This window comes from Aquipuribacter hungaricus (genome assembly GCF_037860755.1).
Classification (GTDB): domain Bacteria; phylum Actinomycetota; class Actinomycetes; order Actinomycetales; family JBBAYJ01; genus Aquipuribacter; species Aquipuribacter hungaricus.
Genome location: NZ_JBBEOI010000509.1, coordinates 1 through 674 on the forward strand (window position 1 = coordinate 1; position 674 = coordinate 674).

The following is a 674-nucleotide window of genomic DNA, read 5'->3' on the forward strand; positions in this document are numbered from 1 at the left end:
ACTTGCCCCAGCCCCGCTGCGGCCTGCGCGCGGCCACCCCGAAGGCCTCGCCGCGCTCCATGGCCCCCGCCAGCCCCGGCTCCGCGCGGACGACGTCCACGCGTGCCAGCACGCTCGGGGCCGGCCCGCCGGTGGCGAGCAGGTCGAGACCGGCCCGGACGGCTGTCGCCGTGTCCGCCTCGCGCAGGCCGCCGGGGGCGGGACCGCGCACCAGGAGGTGGTGCTCGGCCACCGCCCCCCAGCGCCGGAGCACGGCCGGGGCGGCGGCCGCCGCCCGCAGCTCCGACGGGCACACGCACAGCAGCACGTCGGCCTCGCCCGAGGCGGCGAGCGCCGCCTCGTCGCCGGCGCGCGGCAGGTCCAGGACCACCAGGTCGTGCTCGTCGAGCCCCGCGCGCACCACCGCCCGGGCGGCGCCCGGCAGCACGACGGCCTGGCCCCGCCCGTACGACAGCACCGCCACCTCGTCGGCCACGGGCAGGGCCACCGCGAGTCCCCCGGCGGGCAGCGGGGCCCGGACGTCGTGCAGGTCGTGCCACCGGACCCCGGGCAGCTCCTCTGCCCCCATCGCGAGGTCCAGGCCGCCCCCGAGGGGGTCCGCGTCCACCAGCAGCACCCGCCGGCCCGACGCGGCGGCCGCGGTGGCCAGCGCGACGGCGGTGGCGGTCGACCCG

The 674-nt window shown here is 81.6% G+C and carries 1 protein-coding gene; it reads right to left on the minus strand.

What is annotated here, in order from left to right; all coding sequences use genetic code 11:
* Positions 1–674, minus strand: a 674-nt coding sequence (locus tag WCS02_RS20905; RefSeq protein ID WP_479688817.1) for a CpaE-like family protein, incomplete at both ends; no start/stop codon positions are given.